This is a genomic window from Nocardia sp. NPDC055053, assembly GCF_053608285.1.
Map to the genome: position 1 here is coordinate 165376 of NZ_JBSGVD010000007.1, position 25096 is coordinate 190471.

Annotated in this window: 22 protein-coding genes; 10 read left to right on the forward strand and 12 right to left on the reverse strand. The window is 69.7% G+C overall.

Going from position 1 to position 25096, the window contains the following annotated elements; translation table 11 throughout:
• Window positions 1–279: 279 nt before the first annotated feature.
• The 7 genes from ACWF82_RS10195 to ACWF82_RS10225 all read right to left on the reverse strand — a co-directional run bounded on the left by ACWF82_RS10195 (window position 280) and on the right by ACWF82_RS10225 (window position 8162).
• Window positions 280–1662, reverse strand: a complete 1383-nt coding sequence (locus ACWF82_RS10195; RefSeq protein ID WP_452499890.1) for a hypothetical protein — start codon at window positions 1660–1662, stop codon at window positions 280–282.
• A 10-nt stretch (window positions 1663–1672) separates the two neighbouring features.
• The gene (locus ACWF82_RS10200) at window positions 1673–2497 is read right to left on the reverse strand and encodes an ABC transporter permease (RefSeq protein WP_452499892.1); all 825 of its coding nucleotides are present in this window, start codon (window positions 2495–2497) and stop codon (window positions 1673–1675) included.
• Window positions 2498–2526: 29 nt separating this feature from the next.
• Window positions 2527–3492 carry an ATP-binding cassette domain-containing protein gene (locus tag ACWF82_RS10205; RefSeq protein ID WP_452499894.1) on the reverse strand — a complete coding sequence of 322 codons (966 nt, stop codon included), beginning with the start codon at window positions 3490–3492 and terminating at the stop codon, window positions 2527–2529.
• Complete coding sequence (locus ACWF82_RS10210; RefSeq protein ID WP_452499895.1) at window positions 3489–4745, reverse strand: glycosyltransferase; 1257 nt, start codon at window positions 4743–4745, stop codon at window positions 3489–3491. Before ACWF82_RS10210 ends, ACWF82_RS10205 begins: the two co-directional genes overlap by 4 nt.
• Window positions 4746–4747: 2 nt before the next feature.
• On the reverse strand, window positions 4748–6175 hold the full coding sequence (locus tag ACWF82_RS10215) for a condensation domain-containing protein (protein ID WP_452499896.1): 1428 nt from the start codon (window positions 6173–6175) through the stop codon (window positions 4748–4750).
• Between the two features lie 302 nt (window positions 6176–6477).
• Window positions 6478–7422 carry a hypothetical protein gene (locus ACWF82_RS10220; protein ID WP_452499898.1) on the reverse strand — a complete coding sequence of 315 codons (945 nt, stop codon included), beginning with the start codon at window positions 7420–7422 and terminating at the stop codon, window positions 6478–6480.
• Between the two features lie 50 nt (window positions 7423–7472).
• The gene (locus tag ACWF82_RS10225) at window positions 7473–8162 is read right to left on the reverse strand and encodes a TVP38/TMEM64 family protein (protein WP_452499900.1); all 690 of its coding nucleotides are present in this window, start codon (window positions 8160–8162) and stop codon (window positions 7473–7475) included.
• Between the two features lie 178 nt (window positions 8163–8340).
• On the opposite strand from ACWF82_RS10225, the gene ACWF82_RS10230 reads away from it, so the two are divergent.
• Genes ACWF82_RS10230 through ACWF82_RS10250 form a run of 5 tightly spaced genes read left to right on the forward strand, consistent with a single transcriptional unit; the run spans window position 8341 to window position 14461 of the window.
• Window positions 8341–10212 carry a methylmalonyl-CoA mutase family protein gene (locus ACWF82_RS10230; RefSeq protein ID WP_452499902.1) on the forward strand — a complete coding sequence of 624 codons (1872 nt, stop codon included), beginning with the start codon at window positions 8341–8343 and terminating at the stop codon, window positions 10210–10212.
• Window positions 10212–12476, forward strand: coding sequence for a methylmalonyl-CoA mutase (scpA, locus tag ACWF82_RS10235; RefSeq protein WP_452499903.1), 2265 nt, complete (start codon window positions 10212–10214; stop codon window positions 12474–12476). Before ACWF82_RS10230 ends, scpA begins: the two co-directional genes overlap by 1 nt.
• The gene (meaB, locus tag ACWF82_RS10240; RefSeq protein ID WP_452499905.1) at window positions 12473–13567 is read left to right on the forward strand and encodes a methylmalonyl Co-A mutase-associated GTPase MeaB; all 1095 of its coding nucleotides are present in this window, start codon (window positions 12473–12475) and stop codon (window positions 13565–13567) included. The genes scpA and meaB overlap by 4 nt, the downstream gene beginning before the upstream one ends.
• A 58-nt stretch (window positions 13568–13625) precedes the next feature.
• Window positions 13626–13991, forward strand: coding sequence for an ArsR/SmtB family transcription factor (locus tag ACWF82_RS10245; RefSeq protein ID WP_452499907.1), 366 nt, complete (start codon window positions 13626–13628; stop codon window positions 13989–13991).
• Entirely contained in the window at window positions 13988–14461 is a 474-nt protein-coding gene (locus tag ACWF82_RS10250; RefSeq protein WP_452499909.1) for an SRPBCC domain-containing protein, read from the forward strand. The genes ACWF82_RS10245 and ACWF82_RS10250 overlap by 4 nt, the downstream gene beginning before the upstream one ends.
• A 6-nt stretch (window positions 14462–14467) precedes the next feature.
• On the opposite strand, the gene ACWF82_RS10255 is transcribed toward ACWF82_RS10250, so the two are convergent.
• Entirely contained in the window at window positions 14468–15952 is a 1485-nt protein-coding gene (locus ACWF82_RS10255; protein WP_452499910.1) for a multicopper oxidase family protein, read from the reverse strand.
• A gap of 157 nt (window positions 15953–16109) precedes the next feature.
• Between ACWF82_RS10255 and ACWF82_RS10260 the strand changes: the two genes are divergently transcribed.
• The 4 genes from ACWF82_RS10260 to ACWF82_RS10275 all read left to right on the forward strand — a co-directional run bounded on the left by ACWF82_RS10260 (window position 16110) and on the right by ACWF82_RS10275 (window position 19784).
• Window positions 16110–17255, forward strand: coding sequence for a sensor histidine kinase (locus ACWF82_RS10260; RefSeq protein ID WP_452499912.1), 1146 nt, complete (start codon window positions 16110–16112; stop codon window positions 17253–17255).
• Window positions 17252–17890: a response regulator gene (locus ACWF82_RS10265; protein WP_452499913.1), complete on the forward strand. Its 639-nt coding sequence runs from the start codon at window positions 17252–17254 to the stop codon at window positions 17888–17890. The genes ACWF82_RS10260 and ACWF82_RS10265 overlap by 4 nt, the downstream gene beginning before the upstream one ends.
• Before the next feature lie 95 nt (window positions 17891–17985).
• Window positions 17986–18615 carry an NAD(P)-dependent oxidoreductase gene (locus ACWF82_RS10270; RefSeq protein WP_452499915.1) on the forward strand — a complete coding sequence of 210 codons (630 nt, stop codon included), beginning with the start codon at window positions 17986–17988 and terminating at the stop codon, window positions 18613–18615.
• A gap of 122 nt (window positions 18616–18737) precedes the next feature.
• Window positions 18738–19784 carry an alpha/beta hydrolase gene (locus tag ACWF82_RS10275; protein ID WP_452499916.1) on the forward strand — a complete coding sequence of 349 codons (1047 nt, stop codon included), beginning with the start codon at window positions 18738–18740 and terminating at the stop codon, window positions 19782–19784.
• On the opposite strand, the gene ACWF82_RS10280 is transcribed toward ACWF82_RS10275, so the two are convergent.
• Genes ACWF82_RS10280 through ACWF82_RS10290 form a run of 3 tightly spaced genes read right to left on the reverse strand, consistent with a single transcriptional unit; the run spans window position 19785 to window position 22979 of the window.
• The gene (locus tag ACWF82_RS10280; RefSeq protein WP_452499918.1) at window positions 19785–20666 is read right to left on the reverse strand and encodes an amidohydrolase family protein; all 882 of its coding nucleotides are present in this window, start codon (window positions 20664–20666) and stop codon (window positions 19785–19787) included.
• Complete coding sequence (locus tag ACWF82_RS10285; RefSeq protein ID WP_452499920.1) at window positions 20663–21706, reverse strand: nucleoside hydrolase; 1044 nt, start codon at window positions 21704–21706, stop codon at window positions 20663–20665. Before ACWF82_RS10285 ends, ACWF82_RS10280 begins: the two co-directional genes overlap by 4 nt.
• Window positions 21707–21764: 58 nt before the next feature.
• On the reverse strand, window positions 21765–22979 hold the full coding sequence (locus ACWF82_RS10290) for an FAD-dependent monooxygenase (protein WP_452499921.1): 1215 nt from the start codon (window positions 22977–22979) through the stop codon (window positions 21765–21767).
• Window positions 22980–23082: 103 nt separating this feature from the next.
• Between ACWF82_RS10290 and ACWF82_RS10295 the strand changes: the two genes are divergently transcribed.
• Entirely contained in the window at window positions 23083–23652 is a 570-nt protein-coding gene (locus tag ACWF82_RS10295; RefSeq protein WP_452499923.1) for a TetR family transcriptional regulator, read from the forward strand.
• A gap of 34 nt (window positions 23653–23686) precedes the next feature.
• Here the strand turns inward: ACWF82_RS10295 and ACWF82_RS10300 are convergent, their stop codons facing one another.
• Window positions 23687–25084, reverse strand: coding sequence for a CoA transferase (locus ACWF82_RS10300; RefSeq protein WP_452499925.1), 1398 nt, complete (start codon window positions 25082–25084; stop codon window positions 23687–23689).
• Window positions 25085–25096: the final 12 nt, after the last annotated feature.

Sequence of the window (25096 nt, forward strand, 5' to 3'; positions counted from 1 at the left end):
CACACGGCCAAGACTCCAGATACGACAAGAGCCCCCGCGATGCGGAGGCTCTGCCGAGCATGGGAACGAACAATTTGTCTTCTTCTGGTGTCCCGCTTGAACCATCGCTTGCCGACGTTTTGTCGGTCGGTGATTCGAGTACGGCACTTATGGTGGTGAACAGGGGACTCGAATCTCGGCGTTCGGGTCATGGACAGGCGGATGACGCCGGCATCCAGATCGACCAGCTCAGTTGCAGAGCCGCCTCCACGATAGCGAGTCCCGGGCCTGCCGGGTCCGCTACCAGAAGCGCGGGGTCAGCCCCCACCCCGCGAATTCGGCCGCGAGGAGTTCCTGGAGGGCGGTGCGGGTGGGGAAGCGGTCGGGGTCGCCGCCGGTGACGACGAGGGTGACGGTGTCGTCGTCGCAGGAGAATGCCAGGTTGACGCCGACTTCGACCTGCCGGAACAGGTCGACCGGGCCGGGGTTGACGACGGGGCGCATGATGACGTCGCGGGCTCGGTGGGGGCCGAGGACGGCGATGTTCTGGGCGGTGCGGCCCATGTTGGTGCACAGGCATTCGGGGGCCTTGGCGGTGCGGGCGAACTTGTGCAGCACCACCTTCGGCAGCAGCATCTGCACCGGTTGCAGGTGCTGGATCGGGGGGATGGTCTCGGGGTCGCGGTAGGCCAGGCCCGCTGCTTTGAGTGCGGCGCGGACCGCGGGGAGGTCGGCGCGTTGGCCTGACCGGTAGGTGACGCTGATCGGCAGGCCGGTGGTGGCGTTGGCGCGGGGATCGTCGGGGACGCGCATCGAATGGGGGATATCGACGCGGACGTCGGCGCCGTCGGCGATGCGGCCGCTGCGTCCGAGCAGACCCACGGCGACGCCGATCAGCAGGCCGTTGGTGGTGCCGCCGTTGGCGGCGGCGACCGCGTCCCAGTCGGCGAGGTCGACCTGGACGATCGTCTCGGCGGCCTGCCAGGTCTCGGCGTGCGGCAGGCGGGGCTCGGCCGGGCGCGGATTGCGGGCCGGCTCGCTGACCCCGCGGGCGCGGCGCGCGGCGCGCACGCCGCGGGCGACGGCGCGCAACTGTCCCCTGGCATCGGCGAGGTCGGCGGCGAAGCGGCCCGAGCCCGCCACCGGGCCGACCAGACTGCCCGCACTGGCGGCGCGGTCGGGGGTTTCGCCGCGATTGAGCCGGTCGAGGGAATCGACGATCGCGTGCATCATGCCGCCACCGTCACAGGCGACATGCGAGGCGACCAGGGTGACGACGGTGCCACCGGACTCCGTGTGCGCGCCCGCGAGTTGCCAGACCAGGCCGCGCTCGGGGTCGAACTCCACCGCGGCCTGCTCGAGGAACCACTCCAGCACCGCGTCGTCGGGCAGCGGCGTGGCCGACCAGACCAGGGGCAGGGACTCCTCGGCGGGCTCCCAGTGGGCCCGCGCGATCGGGAACCGGGTGGTGCGGACCCGGCGGGCGATGAACCCGGTCGCCAGATGCGCGTGCCAGCGCCGCAGCAACTCGGGGTCGAGGCGCTCGTCGAACCGGTAGGCCAGCTGGTTGACCAGGGCGTTCGGGTAGAGGCTGTGCAGTTTGAAGAACAGGTCGTCGTCGGCGGTGATCCGGTTGAGGCCTGCCGGTGCGGTGGCGAGGGCCGCGGGGGAGGTGACGGTCATCGGAAACTCCTCATCGGGAACGGAGAGTGCGCACGGTCAGCGGCGCGAAGACGGCGACAACGACCACCGAGGCCACCAGTGACCAGCAGGCGTCGGCGCCGACGGTGCCGTGGGCGGCCAGCTCGCGCACCGCGGAGACCAGGTAGGACACCGGATTCACATTCGACACGTGTTGCATCCAGGTCGGCATGGATTCCTCGGGCACGAGGGCATTGGAGGCGAAGCCGAGGAAGGTGAGCACGAGCATGCACATGCCCTGCACCGCGGCGGGCCGGGCGACGGTGGCGCCGATGAACGCGAACAGCCAGCTGATCGCGGTCGTGGCGAAGACGACCAGGACGGCGCCCGCCAGGAAGCCTGCGGTGTGCTCGGGCCGGTAGCCCATGCAGAAGCCGACGATCACCACCGTCGTCGCGGCGATGAGATAGCGCACCGTGCCAGCCAGCAACGCCCCGGCAACCGGTGCGGAGCGGGCGATCGGCATGGCGACGAACCGGTCGAACACGCCCGAATGGATGTCCTCGGACAGCTGCACACCGGTGGCGACCGAGGAAGTCAGCACGATCTGCACCAGCACGCCGGGAATCATGATCGGCAGATACGCCTCCATGCTGCCTGCGATGGCGGTGCCGAAGATGCTGCCGAACAACACCGGTCCCACGATAGGCAGCAGGATGGCGTCGTAGAGCAACTGCGGACTGTGCCGGAAGGTGAGCAACCCGCGCCAGGCCATCATCAGCGAATGCTGCAGGGCGGCAGACGCACTGACACGGGTGACCCGCGGAGCGCGCACAACCTGGGTGGGCTCGGCGGCGGTCTCGGTGGTGAGAGTCATGGCGGTTCTCGAACTTTCCCGGAGGGTGGTCACGTCACGCCGACGTTGTCGGTGGCCTTCGCGTGCCCGGTCAGCGACAGGAACACCTCGTTGAGGTCGGGCCGGTCGACCGCGAAACCACGCAGGGTGATGTCGGCGGCGCGGCAGGCGGCGACGATGTCGGCGCCGAGCGCGACATCACGCAGGGCGACGGTCAGCATGCCCGTCGAGGAACCTTCGGGGATGTCGCCGGTGAGGTCCTGGATCAGCGTCTCGGCGCGGCGCAGGTCCGCGGTGTCGGGGATGTCCAGGCGCAGAACCTGTTCTCCGATGGACGCTTTCAGCTCGGCGGCGGTGCCCTCGGCGACCAGCGTTCCTCGATCGATCACCGCGATCCGGTCGGCGAGCGCGTCGGCTTCCTCGAGGTACTGGGTGGTCAGCAGCACGGTCGCGCCGCGTTCGACGAGGCCGCGCACGATGCCCCACATGCGATCACGGGTGTGCGGGTCCAGGCCGGTGGTCGGCTCGTCGAGGAAGATCAGCGGTGGCACCGTGATCAGCGTCGCGGCCAGATCGAGGCGGCGGCGCATGCCGCCCGAGAACGCGGACACACTGCGGCGAGCGACGGCGGAGAGTTCGAACTCCTCGAGAAGTTCGTCGCTGCGCTGCGCGGCTTCGCGCCGCGACAGTCCCAGCAGCCGTCCGAAAAGGCGCAGATTCTCACCGGCGGTGAGGGTTTCGTCGACCGAGGCGTACTGGCCGGTGAGCCCGATCATCGAGCGGACCGCGGTCGCGTCGCGCACCACGTCGAAGCCGAACACCTCGGCGCTGCCACGATCCGGGCGCAGCAGGGTCGCCAGCATGCGGACCGTGGTCGTCTTGCCCGCCCCGTTGGGGCCGAGCATCGCGAACACCGAACCGGCGGGAATGCTCAGATCGATGCCGCCGACCGCGGTGAAGTCACCGTAGGACTTGCCGAGTCCGCTGGTACGCACGGCGATTTCGGTGCTACTCACTGCAGCCTCCCGGCATGATTCAGTACCGGTGCCGGGAATGACACGGGGACAAGGGCTTCCACCTCGTCGGCGGCGAGGGTGACGCCGCTGGCTGGGAATCGGCCCGCGTAGGCGGCGGCACGGGCGACCACATTCGGGTCGGCGACCCGGTCCAGCATGGCGGTGAGCGCGTCCGCGTCGAGATCGGCGGCGCGCAGGGTGTCGGCAAGGCCGAGCCGCGACAGCGCTCGCCCCCAATACGGTTGGTCGGCCTGGATCGAGCAGATCACCTGCGGCACACCGGCACGCAGCGCGGCGGCCGTCGTGCCCGCCCCGCCGTGATGCACCGCGGCGACGCAGCGCGGGAACACCGCGGCGTGGTCGACCTGGTCGACGATCGCGACCTCGGCGGACAGTTCGGGCTCGATGCCCGCCCAGCCCGCGGCGAGCAGCAGCCGCCTGCCGCGCCGGGCGCAGACCGTGCGCAGCATCGTCACCAGCGCCGCCGGATCGTCGACCGCCATCGAGCCGAAGCCGACATAGATCGGCGCCGCGCCCGAGTCCAGCCAGGCGGCCAGCGCGGAATCGACCGGGCCGCCGAGGGAACCGTCGGTGTCGACGGCGAATCCGGTGATCGGATGCCGATCCGGCAGCTCCGCCGCCAACCCGGGAAACAGGTCGACGTCGTAGGCCTGGATCGACACCCGGTCCGGCAGCGGATGTTCGACGATCCCGAACTCGGCGAGCGGTTCGGCCAGCGCGGCGTCGCGCGCCCACCGCAGCCCGGACCAGATCCACCGGTTGAGCGCACCGGGAATCCGCTCACCCCACGCGGTCGGCACCACCGGCACCGAGCGATTCGGATGGATCGGGAAGAAATGCACTGCGGCCAACGGCAATCCGACGCGCCGCGCGGCCTTCTCGGCCGCTTCCTCGCCCGCCATCCCGGTCACCAGCACGTCGTGGCCCGGAGCCAGGACGAGCAGGTCACGCACCGCCTCGGCTACACCGCGCCGCTGTAGATCCAGCACCGCACGCAGCCGCTGGCGCGGGCTGAGGCTGCGGAACCGGCGATCGGCGTGCTGGGTGGCCAGCAGTTCGGCACTGTCGCGACCGAAACCGACGGCGGGAACACCGTGTCCGGTCGCGAACTCGACGAGATTGGGGGAGAGGGCGAGCGTCACCGAGTGCCCGCGAGCCCGCAGTTCGCGGGCAAGCAGGATGCCGGGCTGGGCATCGCCCCGGCTCCCGGTGAAGGCCAGCAGTGCACGCATCGTCAGCCCGCGCTCAGCGCTGCCGACGCGGCGTCGGCGACCGGTGCGGCCGCGGCGGGCGCGGCGAGGGTGGTGACCGCGTAGATGGCCCTGGCGAATTCGGTGAGGAAGCGGTCCATCACCTCGGCGGGCAGTCCGGCGGGGTAGCGGGTGGAGACGTAGAGACCCTCGGGGCCGCGCACGACCCAGAAGTACACCTCGTCGGTGGAGTACGAGACGGCGCGCAGGGTGCGTCCGCGCAGGTCCGCGACCAGTTCGTAGTCCGGGAGCATGCGGATGTCGAGGAAGGAGGCGCCGAAGGTCGGGCCTTCGAGCGCGCCCGCCATCGCCAGGGAGCGGCCCCACGAGGCGTCGTTGCAGACATGGGCGCGCTTGAGCGCGGCCCGGGTGACATCCAGCGCGACCGACATGTCGGCGCCCGCGGGCAAGGTGATGTCGACCGGGACGACATTGACGAACCAGCCCATCGACTCGAGCCAGCTCAGATCGGGCCGGGTCGCGATCGGCATGATCGTGCGGAAACGGTCGTCGCCGAACACTTCCCGGGACGCGGCGGCGAGCGCGGCGAAGACGGTGACCGAGAGCCGGTGCTTGATCCGGCCGAGCGAGGCCTCCACCTCTTCGAGTTGCTCGAGGGTCAGCAGTGTGCGCGAGACACTGGGCTGGGCGTGCTCGCCGTCGAGCGCGGCGACCATGTCCTCGGCGAAACGTGGCATGGGCGAGCCGGGTTCACCGACGAAATCGCGCCACACCGCGACGGCGGGGGAGTCGGGGGTGAGTTCCTCGGCCGCGGACCGCTCGATGGCGGCGTAGTCGGCGGCGCTGCCGAAGGTGGCCGAATCGCGGATCTCGCCGCCGGTGCGCACGGCGGTGTAGAGGGTGCGCAGTTCGAGGATGAGCACGGCCTGCGAGTAGGCGTCGAGCACCGAGTGGTCGGCGGCGACCAGGACGGTGAAGTCGTCGGTGTCGTGGGCGACGGTGGCCACCAGCAGGTGCGGCCACACCAGCGGGGAAAGGCGCAGTTCCAGTGTGCCGCAGAGGAAGTCGTTGATCTGGTCGCCGTCGGTGAGATCGGCGACCGGAACGCCGGTGACCCGAACGGTGCCGGGGGCGGTGGTCACCCGGTGGTAGTCGCCGTCACCGGTGGGGGCGACGGTGGTGCGGAACCCTTCGTGGCGGTCGTGCCAGAGCTCCAGCGTCGTGGCCCACACCTGCGCGTCGAGCGGGGCGTCCATCTCGAAGATGGTGCCGATCCAGCGCCCGCGTCCCGGGCTGGGATCCTCGGGATCGAGGAAGCCGAGGTACTGGGAGTGGACGCTGGCGAGCGGGCGCTCGTCGTCGTACCAGGAACCGGGAGAGGCGAGTTCGGGCGTCCAGATCGACAGTGCGCCGGAGCGAATCCGGAATTCGGACAGGTGGGTGTATTCCATGCGGGGGTCACCTCGGGTGCGATGCAAGCCGAAATCGGCGCGAACGGGGAATGTCGGTGAGCGCGGCCGCGTCACCGGGTGTTGCTCTGGATCCCGCATCGGATGTAGCTGGCGAACCCTGGGCTATCCCGAGTCTATAACTCTGAGAGTTTTCTGAAATACGCGTTAGTCACAACTGGTCTATGTGAAGAAGCTCACTTTCGAATTGTGTCGGATCGCCAGCGTAACCCGGTGCCCCTGAAGTAAGGGGGTTTCTGTTCAGAAATCTGCGCGAAGGTGTCCGGCAGTGCTGTGATCTGCGGTTATGGCGCTGACGGAGTGCCGTACTCGGCGAGCACGGTGCCGTGCCGGACCACACCGGACAGTCCTGGCAGCTCTGCCGGGGGCGACCAGGACCGGAATCCGTCATAGCTGTCGCTGAAGAAATAGCGACCATCGAGATAGGCGTCGAGGTAGATCCGGTGCCCACCGTCGGGCAGCCGGACCACCGACTGACCCTCGCGCGGACCGCCCCATCCGGCCCAATCGCCGGTTGCCACGAACGTGTAGGGCCCGATCGGCCGATCGGCCACGGCGAGTTCGATCAGTTTGGAATCCTCGTTCTTGACGAACGCGAACACCCGGCCTGCCAGACGCACCAGCGTGGTGTCGATATAGCCGAGGGAACCGGGCTTGCCGGGGCCGAGTCCGAGCAGGGGGACCGGCGGAGCCCAGGTCGTGAGCCCGGCGTCGAGGGGGATCAGCAGGTGCGGGGTGAATCCGCGTCCCCAGGTGAGCGAGACGATGATGCCGACCCGGCCCTCGGCGTCGGCGTACCACTCCGGCGCCCAGGCCCCCTCGAGCCTGCCTGGCACGAGCATCGAGACATTGCCGAGGGCGGTCCAGGTGATCCGGTCCCGGCTGCGGGCCAGGCCGATCGCGGTGGCGTCCCCGGCGATCGTGTAGGTGAGGTAGTAGATGCCGTCGCTGTGCAGCAGGATGCTCGGATCGCGGACCAGGCCTGACGGCGGCGTGAACGCGTGCTCGCTGACGGCGGTGAAGTCGGTGCCGTCCGTCGATTCGTAGACGGCGAGGGTGGTGTCGCTGTCGGCGCGGAACGCGGTCATCGTGTACCGGGTCGGCGCGCCGGCCGGGTCGGCCCCGACGCCGGGCCCGAGTGCGGACTGCGCACGGGCTGTGCCCGCGGCCAGCAGCGGCAGCCCGGCCAGCAGTGCGAGGGCGGATCTGCGGCCCACGGTCATCGTCATGACGTGGGATTATCCGGCCGCATCTGCGCCGGGTACGGCAGGCGCGCCGGTCAGCCGCGGACGTCCACCGGTTCCACGTCCGGGGTGGATGCCGCAGCGGGCGCCACCGGCATCCGCGCGTCCAGGACCAGGCCCAGCAGGCCGATGGACAGGCAGACGGCCGAGACGGTGATGGCGATCGGATCGGTGTCGCCCGCCAGGGAGCCGGCGAGGATCACCGTCGCGATCGTGCCGGGCGCCGAACCGGCGAGCGTGGCGATCAGATACGGCAGCGTGCGGACCGAGGACAGGCCGCAGCAGTAGTTGACGATCGAGAACGGTGCCATCGGGATCATCCGCAGGGCGGCGACCGCCAGCCAGCCGCGCTGGGCCAGCCGGGCATCGATCGCCCGGACCGCGGGGTGGTTCAGGTGGTCGGCGACCCTGGCCCGCCCCACCGCGCGGACCCCGAGCAAGGCCAGCGTCGCGCTGACCCCGGTCGCGCCCAGCGCGATGACCGAACCGAGGACCGGCCCGAACAACACCCCGCTGGTCACCGTCAGGACGGTGCGCGGCACCGGCGCCACCGCGACGAGCGCATAGAAGAGGAAGAACAACACCGGCAGCAGCGGTCCCGCGCCACCCGCCCACTCCCTGATCTGCTGCGGCCCTGGCAGCGGAACCAGCATCGCCACCACGAACAGCACGGCGATCCCGGCCAGGGCCATGAGCAGGCGCGGGGATCGGATCAGTCGAGACACCGCGCCAGCGTACCGGCCGGTAGGGGATGGCCCCAGTGAGTGGACAGGGTGTCACAGTTAGCATCATGGATGAACCGGACACATCCTGGTTCGCCGCAGTATCCGCTGCTGGGCTGATGCTGCCGGATCGGCAGTACACCGCCGGTGCGGTCGTCGAATGGAAGAGAGAACAGCAGCTATGCCGATTGGTTCAGAGTCCGGGGCGGGGCTCGCACCGGATCCGGTGCCCGAATACGCCGCATGGCGCAAGGGCGTGGCGGGCGTGCTGGCCAAAGCGCGACGGGTCGAGGCCGCGGAGCTTCCCGCGGAGCCCGAGCATCTGCTCGACGAGACCACCTATGACGGGCTCACCATCGCCCCGCTCTACACCCGCCGCGACGAGCTGCCCGAGCAGCCGCTGCCCGGCGCGTTCCCGTACGTGCGTGGTGGCAGCGCCACCCGCGACCCGCAGCGCGGCTGGTTCGTCGCCGCCTTCGCCGGCTCGGCCGACGCCGCGGCCACCAACCGGACGATCCTGTCCTGGCTGGAGAACGGCGTCAGCGCCGTCTCGCTCGGCGTCGGCGCCGACGGCGTCGCGATCGCCGACATCCCCACCGCGCTGAGCGGCCTGCTCTTCGAACTGGCCCCGCTGACCCTGGTCGCGGGCGCCGACGTCGACGCCGCCGCCGACCAGGTCTTCTCGCTGCTCGACGGCTACCAGCTCGCCGACCGCGCCGGAATTCAGGTCGGACTCGGCGCGGCCCCGCTGACGAGCGGGTTCGCCGGCACCGCCGACATCGACACCGAACAGGCCGTCGCGCTGGCGACCCGCGCGATCGCCCGACCGGAGACGGTGCGCGCGATCACGGTCGACGGCACCGCCTTCCACAACGCCGGCGCCGCCGACGCCCAGGAACTCGGCGCGTCCGTCGCCGCGGGCCTGGCGTACCTGTGGGCGCTGACCGCTGCGGGTGTCGACATCGCCGACGCGTTCGGCCAGCTCGAGTTCCGCTTCGCGGCCACCGACGATCAGTTCGCCACCATCGCGAAATTCCGTGCCGCCCGGCGACTCTGGGCCCGCGTGGCCAACGTGTGTGGTGCGCCCGCCTTCGGCGCGGCGCCACAGCACGCGGTCACCTCGGCCGCGATGATGACCCAGCGCGATCCGTGGGTGAACCTGCTGCGCACCACCCTGGCCGCCTTCGGCGCCGGTGTCGGTGGTGCCGACTCGGTCACCGTGCTGCCCTTCGACTCCGCGCTGCCCACCGGCGAACTCGGTGTGTCGCAGTCGTTCTCGGAGCGCATGGCCCGCAATATCCAGCTGCTGCTGCTCGAGGAGTCCCGCCTCGGTCACGTGCAGGACCCGGCCGCGGGCTCCTGGTACGTCGACTCGCTGACCGACGAACTGGCCGCCAAGGCCTGGGAGTTCATGCAGGAGATCGAGGCCGCCGGCGGTTACCCCGCCGCGCTCGCCGCCGGTCTGGTCGCCGAGCGTATCGCCGAGACGGCCGCCACCCGCGCCGCCGACATCGCGCACCGCAAGACCGCGGTCACCGGTGTCAACGAATTCCCCAACCTCGCCGAGACACCGCTGTCGGAGCAGGCGCGCGCCGATGTCTCGGTCGCCCGCTACGGCGCCGCGTTCGAGTCGCTGCGCAACCGGTCCGACGCGTACCTCGCGGCCAACGGCGGCCGCCCGAAGGCGCTGATCGTGCCGCTCGGCCTGGTCGCCGAACACAACGCGCGCACCATCTTCACCGCGAATGTGCTGGCCTCCGGCGGCATCGAGTCGGTCAACCCCGGCCCGCTGACTGTCGACGGTATCGCCGCCGCCGCTGCCGATTCCGGCGCGCGGATCGCGGTCCTGTGTGGTGCGGACAAGCGCTACGGCGAGGAAGCGGGCGCCGCGGTCGACGCGTTGCGCGCCGCGGGCATCGACACGGTACTGCTGGCCGGGCCGGAGAAGTCGGTCGCGCAGTACAGCGGTACACAGCGTCCCGACGGGTACCTGACCCTGCGCATCGACGCGGTCGCGGTCCTGTCGCAGCTGCTGGAGAAGGTGGGAGCCTGATGACCACATCCGATATCGAGCACCTGATCGGTAGTTTCGCCGAGGTGCCGCTCACCGAGCGCGCGCCCGAGGCCGCCGACGTGGACGACGCGCAGGTGAAGGAGTTCGTGGCCGAGGCCGCAGCGGCCAACCACACCACCGCCGACCAGCTCACCTGGGCCACACCCGAGGGCATCGACGTGCCGCCGGTCTTCACCAAGGCCGACCGGGATGCCGTTGTCGCGCAGGGCTATCCGCTCGACACCGTGCCGGGCGTCGCGCCGTTCCTGCGTGGTCCCTACCCGACCATGTACGTCAACCAGCCGTGGACCATCCGCCAGTACGCGGGTTTCTCCACCGCCGCCGACTCCAACGCCTTCTACCGCCGCAACCTGCAGGCCGGTCAGAAGGGCCTCTCGGTGGCCTTCGACCTCGCCACCCACCGTGGTTACGACTCCGATCACCCGCGCGTGCAGGGTGACGTCGGTATGGCGGGCGTCGCGATCGACTCCATCCTGGACATGCGCCAGCTCTTCGACCAGATCCCCCTGGATCAGGTGTCGGTGTCGATGACCATGAACGGCGCGGTGCTGCCGATCCTGGCGCTCTACGTCGTCGCCGCCGAGGAGCAGGGCGTCACGCCCGAGCAGCTGGCCGGAACCATTCAGAACGACATTCTGAAAGAGTTCATGGTCCGCAACACCTACATCTACCCGCCCAAGCCGTCGATGCGGATCATCTCCGACATCTTCGCCTTCACCAGCGCGAAGATGCCGAAGTTCAACTCGATCTCCATCTCGGGCTACCACATCCAAGAGGCAGGTGCGACAGCCGATCTGGAGCTGGCCTACACCCTGGCCGACGGTGTGGAGTACATCCGCGCCGGTATCGCGGCGGGCATGGATGTCGACAAGTTCGCCCCGCGCCTGTCGTTCTTCTGGGCCATCGGCATGAACTTCTTCATGGAGGTCGCCAAGCTGCGCGCGGGCCGCCTGCTGTGGAGCGAGCTGGTCTCCAAGTTCGAGCCCAAGAGCGCGAAATCGCTGTCGCTGCGCACCCATTCGCAGACCTCCGGCTGGTCGCTCACCGCGCAGGACGCCTACAACAATGTGGCGCGCACCTGTATCGAGGCGATGGCCGCGACCCAGGGCCACACCCAGTCGCTGCACACCAACGCCCTCGACGAGGCACTGGCGCTGCCGACGGACTTCTCCGCCCGCATCGCCCGCAACACCCAGCTGCTGATCCAGCAGGAGTCCAACACCACGCGCCCGATCGATCCGTGGGGTGGCTCGTACTACGTCGAGTGGCTCACCCACCAGCTGGCCGAGCGCGCCCGCGCGCACATCGCCGAGGTGGAGGCGCACGGCGGTATGGCACAGGCGATCTCGGAAGGCATTCCGAAGCTGCGCATCGAAGAGGCCGCCGCCCGCACCCAGGCGCGCATCGACACCGGGCAGCAGCCGGTGATCGGCGTCAACAAGTACCAGGTCGAAGAGGACCACGAGGTCGAGGTCCTCAAGGTCGAGAACTCGCGCGTGCGCGCCGAGCAGATCGAGAAGCTGGAACGCCTTCGCGCCGAACGGGATTCGGTCGCCGTCGAGGCCGCGCTGGCGAACCTGACCCGCGCTGCCGCCGCCACCGAGGGCGGGATGGAGAACAACCTCCTGGCGCTGGCCATCGACGCCGCCCGCGCCAAGGCCACCGTCGGTGAGATCTCCGACGCACTGGAGAAGGTCTACGGCCGCCATCAGGCCGAAATCCGTACGCTCTCCGGTGTGTACCGTGACGAAGCAGGCAAGGCATCCAACATCGGCGCGGCCATCGCGCTCGTCGAGGAGTTCGCCGAAGCCGAGGGCCGTCGTCCCCGCATCCTGGTCGCCAAGATGGGCCAGGACGGCCACGACCGCGGCCAGAAGGTGATCGCGACCGCGTTCGCCGACCTCGGTATGGACGTCGACGTCGGCCCGCTGTTCCAGACCCCCGAAGAGGTGGCGCGCCAGGCGGCCGACAACGACGTGCACATCGTCGGTGTCTCCTCGCTGGCCGCGGGTCATCTCACGCTGGTGCCCGCCCTGCGGCAGGCACTGGCCGATGTCGGTCGCCCCGACATCATGGTCATCGTCGGCGGTGTCATCCCGCCCGGTGACTTCGACGAGCTCTACGAGGCAGGCGCGGCGGCGATCTTCCCGCCCGGCACCGTGATCGCCGATGCCGCCATCGACCTGCTGAAGAAGCTGGCCGCCTCCCTCGGCCACGAGATCGGCGGCGGCGCAGCCGAATGAGCGATGCCGCACACACGGCCGGGGGTGGCCAGGCCCACCCCCGGCTCGGCACCACCGCGGGTGTCGGTGCCCCGCGCAACGGCGACCGGACCGTCACCGGCGTCCGCCGCACGATCGACGTCGACGCGCTCGCCGACGAGGTGAAGGCCGGACAGCGCTCGGCCCTGGCCCGCGCGATCACCCTGGTGGAATCCACCCGCGCCGACCACCGCGAACTGGCCCAGCAGTTGCTGCTGCGGCTGGGCACCGAGCCGGGCACCGTGGTGTCCAACCGGGTCGGTATCACCGGTGTCCCCGGCGTCGGCAAGTCGACGTTCATCGACGCGCTCGGCATGTACCTGCTCGGCAAGGGGCATCGGGTCGCGGTCCTGGCCGTCGACCCGTCCTCGACCCGCACCGGCGGTTCGATTCTCGGCGACAAGACGCGCATGGCCCGGCTGTCGCTGGAAGCCGACGCGTTCATCCGGCCCTCGCCCACCGCGGGCACCCTCGGCGGCGTCGCCAAGGCCACCCGCGAGACCATCGTGCTGCTCGAGGCCGCAGGCTACGACGTGATCCTGGTCGAGACCGTCGGCGTCGGCCAGTCCGAGGTCACCGTCGCCAACATGGTCGACGTCTTCTGCTTCCTCACCCTCGCCCGCACCGGCGATCAGCTACAGGGCATCAAGAAGGGTGTGCTGGAGCTGGCCGAGCTGGTCGCGGTGAACAAGGCCGACGGCAAGCACGAGATGGAAGCCAAGAGCGCGGCCCGTGAGCTCCAAGGTGCCCTGCGGCTGATCCACCCGCACGACGCCCTGTGGCGCCCGCCCGTGCTCACCATGAGCGGTCTGGAAGGCCAGGGCCTGGACAAGTTCTGGGACACCGTCCTCGAACATCGCCGCGTCCTCACCGAGGCGGGGGAGTTCGCCGAGAAGCGCCGCCGCCAGCAGGTCGACTGGACCTGGACCATGGTTCACGACCAGATCCTGCGCCGCCTCGCCGACAACCCGGCCGTGAGATCCGTTCGCGCCCACATCGAATCCGCCGTCCGCGACGGCACCCTCACCCCGGCACTCGCCGCCGAACAAATCCTCAGCGCCTTCGACGCCTGACCAGAATTTTCGCGACCAAGGGTTGCGCGAACTCTTGTCGGTGTGAATACTTAGGTATGTGCCTAAGTATTCATCGGGTGAGCCGGACGGAGGACTCGACAGTGTCTTCCGGGCGCTGGCGGATCCGACTCGGCGGGCGATCGTCGAGCGGCTCGCTCGCGGCCCCGCGTCGGTGTCGGACCTCGCGGCGCCGTTCGAGGTCGCGCTGCCGACCATCGTGCAGCACCTGAAGGCGCTGGAAGCAGGGCAGCTCGTCAGCTCGGCCAAGATCGGGCGCGTGCGCACCTACCAACTCGTGCCCGGGGCCTTCGGGCTCGCGATCGACTGGTTGCGGCAGCAGCGGCCACCGGCCGAACGGCAGCTGGACCGGCTCACGGCACTACTCACCGAATCAGCGAACAACACAGAGGGAGAACAACAATGACCGACACCGCTACCCGCTCCATCGCCCACGCTCAGTTCACCATCGAGCGCGAGGTGCCCGTCGCGCCTGCCGTCGCGTTCCAGGCATTCGCCGATCCCACCGTCAAGAGCAAGTGGTTCGGCGGCGAAGAAGGCTGGGAACAGGGTGAGGTCTCCGTCGACTTCCGCGTCGGCGGCCTCGAGATCAACGAGGGCACCTTCCAGGAGACGACGACCTCCCGTTTCGTCGCCACCTACACCGACATCGTCGACAACGAACGCCTCGTCTACACCTACGACATGTGGCTCGACGGCGCCCACATCTCCACCTCGGTCGCCACCTGGGAATTCGAGCCGACCGCCACCGGCACCAAGCTCACCCTCGTCGAATTCGGCGCGCACCTCGACGGGCACGACACCGGCGCCCAGCGCGAGGAGGGCACCCGCGAACTCGTCGAGGCCCTGGCGACGTATCTGGAATCGATCGCCTGACGCGGCTCACCCGTGCCCCATCGCCCCCATGTCCATCGGCGGCTGCTGTCCCGGCGCCAGGACCAGGAACTGGCCCATCATGCCCTGGTCCTCGTGATGCAGCAGATGGCAGTGGTACATGTACGGGAACGTCGGGTCGGTGTGATCGGCGAAATGCATGGCCAGGGTATAGGTGGCGCCCGGCGCGGTATAGACCGTGTCCTTCCAGCCGGAAAGGGCAGGGGGAGGCGGGTTTCCGTCGATCGCCAGGATCTGGAACTGGACATCGTGGACGTGGAAGTTGTGCGGCCAGTTGTCCTTGTTGCGCACCGACCAGACCTCGGTGGTGTCGACGGGAATCGTCATATCGATGCGGTTCATGTCCATCCGGCGGTTGTTGATCATGAACCACCGCAACGCGAAGGTCCGGGTCGGCGCCGTGTTCGCCGCGGTGAGTGGGCGCATCGGCACGAGGGCGGCGGGGAGGGCCGCCGATTGCCGCAGGGTGTCGGCGGCGCGGAGGTCCAGGATGTCGAAGGAGTCGTCGAAGCCGAATTCGGCGGCCCGATCGATGCCGTCGCGGTCACCGATCGGCAGGGACCGTACCGTGATGTTCTCGCCCGCGCGGACGGTGACCACGATCTCGGCCCGCTCACCCGGGCTGAGCGGGAGCTGGCTCAGGGCAACGGGTTCCGGCAGCAGACCGCCGTCGGTACCGATCAGCTGGAACTGTCTGCCGTCGGCGAGCGCGAGGTTGTAGAGGCGGCCCGACGACCCGTTGAGGATGCGGAGCCGGACGCGTTCGGTCGTGACGGTGAAGTGGGCGCCCGCGATGCCGTTGGTCACGATGGTGTCGCCCAGCAGGCCGACATCGGTGGCGTCGGATTCGTCGAGTGTGCCGTCGGCGGTGAATCGGCGATCCTGGATCACCAGCGGAATATCGTCTACGCCATAGTCTTTCGGTAGCTCCAGGCGATCGGTGGCATCGTCGTCGATCAGGAAGAAGCCGGCCAGCCCGCGCTGGACATGCTTTTCGGTCGCGCCGTGCGGATGCGGGTGATACCAGAGCGTCGCGGCCTGCTGATCCACCCGCCAGCGCGGCATCCACTCCGCGCCGGGGGCGATCATCTGATGCGGTCCACCGTCGAAGGCCGCGGGCAGATGCATCCCGTGCCAATGCACCGAGGTCGGTTCCGGGAGATCGTTGACGACCGTGACGGCGACCTCCTCACCTCGCCGCGCGCGGATCGTGGGGCCGAGAACGGATCCGCTGTAGCCCCAGGTCGGTGTGCGGGAGCCCGGCAGCATCTCGGTGCTCCCGGTCTGCACGCGCAAGGCGAATCGGTGGACACCGTCGGCGCCGACGGTCGACGGGGCCTGTGGCGGGATCGGCAGCGGACGCGTTGCCGTCCCGGCCGCCGCACCCGGCGCCGAGGGCCGGATCGAACACCCGGCCGCGTAGGCGACCGGGACGAGGGCGAGGCCGGTGAGGAATCCTCGTCGCGAGACCACATGTGCTCCTTGTCTGTGCGGGAAACTCCAGCTTCGATCGGCCGCGACCTCGACAACTCCGCCCAGCGGCCGGACCCGCCGGACCGAATCCGGCCGCGCGGCCCTTGCGGACGCGCCGATCGCGTGCTAGCCGCGCTCCGTCACCTACCGTGGGTGCGTGATCGACATCAGCGCACACCGGGACCTGCGGCCGCTCCTGCGCCAGCTGCCGCTGGTGCTGATCCCGGTGTTGCTGCTGGCCAGCACCTACCCGGGGCAGTACCGGGTGCCTGCGCACTACTGGGTGCTCGCCGTCACCGCGGGCGTGGTGTTCCTCGCCGGAGCGCGGTGGCCGCTGGCTGTGTCGATCGTGCTGTCGGCGCTCGCCGTGCCGATGCTGCGCACACCGGCCTGGGGCGTGTCGGGCCTGGTGCCCTCTCTCGGTGCGGTGGCACTGGTCGATGTCGTCGCGCGCACGCATCGGCGCGACACAGTGTGGGTGGCGACAGCGTGCTGGGCGGCGGCCGTCGTCCTCGGGCGGGTCGGACTGCACGACACCTCCATCGGCCGGGCGTCCACCGTCGTCGAGGCCGTGGCGTATGTGGGACTGCCGCTGCTGCTCGGGCTGTACCTGCGTGGTCAGCGAGACCTCGCGGAGAACCTGCGGATGCGCGCGGCCGAGGCCGAAGCACGGACCCGCATCGACGAACGCGCGGCCATGGCGCGGGAACTGCACGATGTGGTCGCCCACCACATGGCCTCGATCATCCTGCGCATCTCCGTCGCCGGACGTGTTGTGCGGGAAGCGGATCCGCGCATCTTCGCCGTTCTCGACGATGTCCGCGGCACCGCGGCCGACGCGCTGGCCGACATTCGCCGGTTTCTCGCGGCGCTGCGTGATCCCGCGCTCGGGACGGTCTCGCTGGTCGAAGCCGACGCGGTCGTCACCGAGGTCACCGCCGCGCTCACCCGGGCCCGCGCCGCCGGATTCACCGTCGAGGCCGACCTCGAGACCGAACTCGGCACGCTCGACGCGATGAGCAGACTCACCCTGTTGCGCCTGGTCCAGGAATCGCTGACCAATGTCATGAAGCACGCGGATCGCGGTGTGCCCGTGCGATTCCGGATCGGCAAGCGCGACGACGGCATCGGCGTCGAGGTGGTCAGCGGCGGCCGTGACACCCCGGCAGCGCCGGGACACGGCATCGTCGGGATGCGTGAACGGGTCGCCCTCGCCGGCGGCACCCTGTCCGTCGGCGCCGACGCCGACCACTGGGTGGTGCGGGCCTGGCTGCCCGATGCCGTACAGGGAGTCGACGCGTGATCACGGTGCTGCTGGTGGACGACCAGCGCCTGGTGCGGGCAGGCGTGCGCATGCTCATCGAGGACACCACCGACCTCGCCGTCGTCGGTGAGGCCGCCGACGGCGTCGAGGCGGTGCGGCAGTTCGCCGAACTCGTGCCCGATCTCGTCGTCATGGACCTGCGCATGCCCGGCCTCGACGGCGTCGCGGCCACCCGGCAGATCCTCGCCCTGTCGCCGCGCGCGAAGGTGCTGGTGCTCACCACCTTCGACGACGACGATCACCTGTTCCCAGCCCTCGCCGCCGGAGCCGCAGGGTATTTCGTCAAGGACACCGACCCCGAGGTTCTCCTCGACGCCATCCGGCGCACAGTCGACGGCGACCTGCTGTTCTCGCCCACTCTCCTGCGCCGCCTGGTGAACCGGGCTCTCGACGCCCAATCGGCTCCCAGCCCGGCCCCCGCACCCGATCTGACACCCCGCGAACTCGATGTCTTGCGCCTGGTCGGCGACGGATACGGCAACCAGGAGATCGCCGACCGGCTCCATCTCGGCGTGAGCACCGTCAAGAGTCACATCGCGAACCTGCTCGAGAAGACCGGTACCGACAACCGCGTCCGCCTCGCCGTCTACGCCTCCAAGCTCACCGGCGACTGATATCTCAATGGTGAGATACATCATGATTAACTAACTCAATATTAAGATATATTCGACCTGTCAGTGAGTCGGGTTGTCGCACAGGAGGATTGATCATGCGGATCGCGGTGTTCGGAGCGGGTGGAGCCGTCGGCAGCAGGGTGGTGGCCGAAGCGGTGGCGCGCGGGCACGAGGTGACCGCGGTGGTGCGGCGGGCCGTGGTGATGCCGGACGGGGTGCGGGTGCGGATCGGTGACGCGGCCTCTGCCGACGACGTCGAAAAGCTGAGTGCCGGTCACGATCTCGTGATCGCGGCGACGCGCCCCGCGGTTGGGCGCGAGTCCGAACTGCCGGTGGTCGCGGCGGCGATGCTCGACGGCGTGGCCCGCGGCGGCGTGCGGTTGCTCGTCGTCGGCGGCGCGGCGACGCTGGTGGTGCCAGGCGCCGGGGCATTGCTGCACGAAACCCCGGATTTCCCCGCCGAACTCGCCGCGATCGCGCGGGCGTGCGCCGAACAGCTCGCCGCGTGCCGAGCCGATGCGGAGGCCGACTGGACCTATCTGAGTCCGCCTGCCGAGCTCGTTGCGGGTGAACGTACCGGGAGCTACCGGGTCGGTGCCGACGAACTGCTGGTCGACGTCGACGGAGTGTCGACCATCTCGATGGAGGACTTCGCGGTCGCCCTGCTCGACGAGGCGGAACACCCGGTCCACCGACGCGCCCGCTTCACGGTGGCGGCGGCCTAATTCGGCCAGGGGGCATTGTTTCTGGTGACGAATCGGTAAGGAACCGGTAACGGTGATGTGATCTTTGCCGATACTGTGATCGACCGCACTGAGCGGTCGGTTTTCAGTAGGAGGCTCGATCGATGAGGTGCCGCGGCGCGGTCTCGGCGTTGGTGGCGGTGCTCGTCGCCGTGGGTTCGACAGTGGTCGGCGCGGGCGGCGTCGGCGCGGAGGCGCCGGAATCCGGTGCCGTGGTGACGCATCGGGCGGTGGCGGTCGACGGGTCGCGGGCCGAGGTGACCTCGGTCGACGGGCGCCAGGTGACGGTGCGGATCTATTCGGCGGCCATGGCGCGCGAGGTCTCGGTGAAGGTGCAGCGGCCCGCGGACACCTCGGTGCCGCGGCCGTCGCTGTATCTGGTGAACGGCGCCGGTGGCGGTGAGGACACCGCGACCTGGGAGCAGAACACCGATGTCGTGGATTTTCTGGCGGGCAAGGACGTCAATGTCGTCATGCCGGTGGGCGGTGCGTGGAGCTACTACACCGACTGGCGCGAGCCGGATCCCATGCTGGGCGTGAACAAGTGGCGCACCTTCTTCCTCGACGAGCTGCCCGCGCTCGTCGACACGATGTTCGAGACGACCGGCCGGAACGCGATCGCCGCGAACTCCATGACCGTCACCTCGGTGCTGCAGCTCGCGATCGCGAAACCCGGCCTGTTCCGGTCGGTCGCGGCCTACAGCGGCTGCGCGCAGATCAGCGACCCGGTGGGCAGGCAGTTCGTGAACGTCGTCGTCGGCACCGGTGGCGGCGACGCGTCGAACATGTACGGCCCGCCCGGTGACCCGGAGTGGGTCGCCAACGATCCCGTCGTCAATGCCGAGGGCCTGCGCGGCACCAAGCTCTACATCTCCAACGGCAACGGCCTGCCCGGCGAGCACGACAAGCTCGGCGACCCGCACCTGGTCACCTGGGGGCCGGTCGGCCTGGCCAATCAGATCGTGGTCGGCGGCGTGATCGAGGCCGCGACCGGCTGGTGCACCAAGAACCTGCAGGACCGGCTCGCCGAGCTAGACATTCCCGCCACCTTCGATGTGTCGACCCAGGGCACCCATTCGTGGGGCTACTGGCAGAAGGCGTTCAAGAACTCCTGGCCGCTGCTGGCCGAAGGGATGGCGATCCCCGCCTGATCAGCGCAGGTCGAACAGCGTGACCGCGTTGTCGTGGCACACCTTGCGCAGCCAGTCCGGCCCGAGGTCCAGCCGCTCGAGCGCCTGGACGGCCTCGGCGTACGGGTAGGGGATGTTGGGGAAGTCGCTGCCGAACAGGATGCGATCGGCGAAGCGGCGCAGCCGTTCCCGCTCGGTGGGCGGGAACGGCGCGCCGCCTTCGCTGAAGTCGGTCCACACCATCGTCGTGTCCAGGTACAGCCGCGGGTACCGCTCGGCCAGGTCGAGGAACTCGCTGTACTCGGGGGTGCCCATGTGCGCGATGATCAGCCGCAGCGCCGGAAAGCGGCGCAGCAGTTCGGCGATGGGCGCCGGGCCGGTGAATTCGCCGGGGGCGGGCCCGGATCCGCAGTGGATGAGCACGGGCACGCCGGTCTCGGCGAGGATCGCCCACACGGGGTCGAGCAGTGGGTCCAGCGGTGAGAAGGCGCCGACCTGGATGTGCACCTTGAAGACTCGCGCGCCACCGGAGATCGCGGCGCGGACGTACTCGGGTGCCTCCGGTTCGGGATAGAAGGTGGCGGTGTGCAGGCAGTCGGGTGTGCGGGCGGCGAACTCGGCGGTCCACTCGTTGAGCCAGGCGGCCATCTGCGGCTTGTGCGGGTACACCAGCGAGGTGAACGCGCGGACGCCGAAGTCGCGCAGGGTCTTCAGCCGCACCTGTTCGTCGTCGCGGTAGGTGATCGGCCACGGACGGCCGGTCAGCGGGCCTGCCTGGTCGAAGTACGCCCACACCTTCCGCATCACCTGGTCGGGCATGAAGTGGGTGTGCACGTCGACGATCGCGGGCAGCTCGAGGCGTCGGCGGAAGTCGGCGAGATAGGCGGCGGTATCGACGGTCACGAGGGCGGCTCCGGGTACAGGCGACGGGCGAAGGCGCCGACGCGGGTGACGAGACGTTCGAAGAAGACGGCGGGGTCGGTGCCGATCACGATGTCGGCGTTGGGCTCCCTGCCCCACATGCCCGCCCAGTCGGCGACGGTGGCCGCCCGGGTGATGGTGCCCGCCAGTTCGACGTCGACGGTGGCGGGGCGGGTCAGCACCAGAGCCGGGTCCAGCGCGACCGCCGCCGCGAACGGATCGTGCATGTGCGCGAGATAGCCCAGGTCGTACAGATCGTGGAAGTCGAAGTAGAACCGCACCGCGTCGACGAGATACCGGATGATCGGATTGCTCGCCGCCGAACGCCATTCGGGGGCAACGCCCGCGGCGACCCGTTCGATCGGCGTGCTGTGCGCGGCCTCGGCCAGCCGGGCCAGGTGCTCGGGCCGCATCTCGATGGACTCGGTGATGTCGAGCGCGCACACCAGCGGCCTGCGATCCGGCGCCGCCGCCGAGAACGCGTCGAACACCTCCTTGGCCGCCTCGGGGTCGACGTGGATGTTCCACTCGTTGGTCGGGGTGGTGTTGCCCGGATGGTTGAACGCGCCGCCCATGATCACCAGGCGCCGCAACAGCCGGGGCAGTTCGGGTTCGATGCGCAGGGCCAGCGCGAGATTGGTCAGCGGGCCGGTGCACAGGCCGATCGCCGAGCCGGGATTCGCGCGGGCCAGGTCCACCCACATCTGCGCCGCCGACCGGTCCGACAGCGGGCGAGACGAGACGGGCAGTTCGGCATACCCGAGGCCCTGCGGGCCGTGCGTGTCCTCGGTGGTGCGCAGCGGCACGGCCAGCGGTCCGTCCGTGCCTGCGGCCACCTCGATCTCGTCGGCCTGGGCAAGATCGAGCAGGGCGAGGGTGCTCACCGCCACCTGTGCAGTCGGCACATTGCCCGCGGTCGCGGCGATCCCGATGATCCGCGCCTCCGGTGACGCCAGCAGATAGAGCAGCGCCAGCGAATCATCGATTCCGGTGTCCACGTCGAGGATGATCTGCTGTGCCACAGGTCGAGGGTAGCCGCGGCGGGAGGCCCGGATCCCGCGGGAGGTCCGGGCCGGGCGATCAGTAGGTCGGCAGGCTGAACTTCTCGGTGTGGCCGAAGAAGATCTTCTTGGTGATCGGCCGCATCGGACGCGACATCATCATCCGCACATTCACCTTCGCCAGGTTGGTCATCAGCTTGGTGCGCGGGAGCATCATCGCGATGCCGCCGCCGGGAATCTCCTTGGCTTCGGCCAGGAACGGCGTGATCGTGTCCTGATAGCGCCGCAGGGCGCCGGGCAGATCCGCCGGCGTTGCGGCGATCTCGGCGGCCAGGACATAGGCGCCGACCACGGCCATCGCGGTGCCCATGCCGGTCATGGGGGAGCCGCAGTAGCCCGCGTCGCCGACCAGCGTGACGCGGCCGACGGCCAGGTCCGGCACGTCGACGCGGGCGAGTTCGTCGAAGTAGAAATCGGGGGTGGTCTCCATCGCGGCGAGCACCGCGGGCGCGTGCCACCCGGCCTCACCGATGGCACGGCGGATCAGGGCGCGCTGGGCGTCGGGGTCGCGCCGCAGGGCGGGGTCGACGTCGGTGCGGATGGTAATGATCGCCTTCGCGGTAGCCGGGTCGCCGTCGGGGCGGATACCGAGCATGGCGCCGGGAACCAGGCGCATGCCGAACCAGCCGGGCTCGACCCGCGGCGGGGTCGGCATCGTGAAGAACGCGCCGTAACCGCCGAGATTGGTGCTGAACCGCTCCTCCGGACCGAAGACGAGCCTGCGTGTCGCCGAGTGCACGCCGTCGGCGCCGATCACCAGGTCGAAACGTTCGGTGCGGCCCGAGGCGAAGGTGACCACGACGCCGGTGTCGTCCTGCTCGACCTGTTCGATCCACTCGCCGTAGCGGTAGTCGAGGTGGCCGTTGTCGGCGATCGCCAGCGCGTCGAGCAGGACCTGGTTGAGGTCGCCGCGGGTGATCTCGATCTCGGCGACCGCACCCTGACCGTCGAAATCCTCCATCGCCATGCGGGCGTAGACGCGGCCGTCGCCGTCGATGTAGGACATGCCGCGCTCGTCGAGCTGGTACTTGCGGATGCCTTCCATCAGGCCCATCCGCTCGGCCGCTTCCCGGCTCGGTCCACGCAGATCCACGGCCTGGCCGCCGGGGCGGGGAACCGCGGCACGCTCGACGACGGTGGTGCGAATGCCGCTGCGCAGCAACTGGAGTGCGACCGCGTTGCCCGCGATACCGCCGCCGGAGACCAGAACGTGCAGGGGGCTGGTGGTGGTCATGGTGTGTCCCGTCTGGAGAACGAATGTCTTAGACATATGTCTAACATCTGGGTTGCACGTATGTCTAGTACAAATGTCTAAGACGGTCGGGTAGTCTCGCGGCATGGGTAATCGAGAAGACCTGCTGGCGGGGGCGCGCAAGGTCATCCTGGAACGCGGCGTGGCCAAGGCGACCGCGCGCGATATCGCCGCGGCCGCCGGGGTGAGTCTGGCCGCGATCGGCTATCACTTCGGGTCCAAGGAACGGCTGGTCACCGAGGCGCTGAGCGAGGCTCTCGGTAACTCGATCGGTGACGCGATGGAGGAGCTGATCGACACGGGCGCCGGTACATCGCCGCTGGCCGGGCTCACCCGGCTGTGGAACGGGATGCCCGCCGTGTTCGCCGGCAATCACGAGGCGATGCTGGCCAGCCTGGAGAACATCGTGCGGATCGTGCGCTCCGACGAGGCCCGTGCCCAGCTCGGTGACCAGCTCTCGGGTGCCTATACCGATCTCGCGGCGAATCTGCGCGCGGCGCATCCGGAACTCGACGAGACACAGGCCGACGCGATCAGCCGGTTGTACTTCGTCCTCGCGCAGGGCCTCGGTGTGCTGTGGTTGCTGAATCCGGGTGAAGTGGTGGCCGACGGTGATCAGCTGGCGGAGGCGGTGCGCGCGCTCGCGGGTCGCTGAGACCGTCTGCCAGGTCAGGGATCTGCGTGACAGGTCAGGTGCGTTGGTCCGGTAGCTCCAGCCAGAACGGCTGCGCGGACCCGTAGGGCGGTGCGGGCCAGCGGAAGTCGGCGTACTCGGCGAATGCCGGCGCGGCGGTGACGAGTTCGCCGTGGGTGACGGTCGCCGCCGGATCGGGCGCCGCCGCGGCGGGGTGCGTAGCGGCGCGATCACCTGCCAGGAGCCAGGAAGCGGTGCGGGCCAACGAGACTCGCACGTCGCGACCTGCTCCGTCGTCGGCTCGCGCCAGCAGTGCGTCCAGGATGCCCGCGGCGAGGAGATACCCGGAGCCGTGGTCGAGCGCTTGCGCAGGCAGCGCACCGGGGCGATCCGGTGAGCCTTCGATCAGCGAAATACCTGATGTCGCCTGGACGATGCTGTCGAAACCACGTCGGGTGGCCCACGCTCCGGCTGTGCCCCATGCCGAGACGGACGCGTCGATGAGATCGGGCCTCGTTGCCCGAACGCCCGCCGCGGCGAGCGCACCCGGCCGGTAGCCCGTCACCAGCACATCGGCGGCGGACAGGAGATTTTCGAATGTCGTGAGGTCGGTGCGCAGGTCGAGCAGGGTCGACCGTTTGCCCTGGCAGGTGTCGGCGAACTGCCAGTCGATTTCGGGCAGCTGCGGCGGATCGACGCGGAGCACATCGGCGCCGAGCAGCGCGAGGGTGCGGGTCGCGACGGGCCCGGCCAGGACCCTGGTCAGGTCGAGAACCCGGATGCCACGCAACGGGTGTTCGGCGGTCGGACGCCACGTAGACGGGTTGGAATGCGCCGAATTCGGCAGTGTGACGGTGTCGGCGCGCCGGTCGACTGTCACCAGCGGACCGGCTGCGGCCGCCCGGCCCATGGGACTGCCTGCCCATTCGGACTCGGTGCGCACGCGCACGGCGATCGCACCAGCGGCGGCCGCCAGATCCTCGACTTCGACCGCGGGCATGGCGGCCACCCTGGCGGCGAACTGCGCGGCGTCGGCCGACGGAGACAGGCCGAGGGCGTGGGTCAGGCGGTCGCGATGGTGCGGATAGTTGGCATGGGTGCGTACCCACCCGTCGGCGGTGTGAAAGAAGCCGGACAGCTCGGCGAAAATAGACGGCGCGCTGCCACCGCGGCGAAACAGCCGCTCACTGGAGAACGCCGCGCCGACCCGGGCCGGATCGAGGGCAGACGGCCTGGTCGCCAGCCCGTGCGCTGCGCGGATCCGGTTCGCGGCCGCGCCGACAGCCGTCACCGACCCCGCGGCCAGTGCCCAGACCGGTAGCGTGGCCGCGAGCCGGTCACCCGGATCCGGCTCGTCGGCCCCGGCCGATACCGCGAGTCCCAGACCGGTCTCGTAGGCGTGCACGAGTTGCTGCGCGGTGGTCACCTCGACCAGCCTAACCGCGGCGATCATGGTGAAGGAGGG